General features: G+C 73.0%; 1 protein-coding gene. It reads right to left on the bottom strand.

Annotation, left to right across the window (positions count from 1 at the left end; translation table 11 throughout):
- Positions 1–289, bottom strand: a 289-nt coding sequence (locus ACLBXP_RS25930; protein ID WP_447670660.1) for a hypothetical protein, incomplete at both ends; no start/stop codon positions are given.

Here is a 289-nt window from a genome sequence, read left to right as displayed (position 1 = left end):
GCGGCTCGATCAGCGAATCCAGGTTGTAGCCGCCGCCCCGCCGCTGCACCCGCGGGTACATGCGCTCGATCTCGTCGCGGTTGGCGTGCGCGAGGTCGAGCATCCGCCGCGCCAGGTCCTCGGCCCGCTCGGAGCCCGTGACGCCGGACGCCTCGTTGCCGGTGAGCCCGAAGCCGAAGGGCTCGCCGTCGTGGAACAGCGCCCCCAGGCCCAGCACGTTGTCGCTCACCTTGCCGAAGCGGGGCGAGCGGGCGCCGCAGGAATTGTTGCCCGCCAGGCCGCCGATGGT

This window comes from Methylobacterium sp. A54F, from assembly GCF_053346035.1.
Note: the sequence above shows the minus strand (reverse complement) of the source record. Positions and strands in the feature narration are given on the sequence as shown.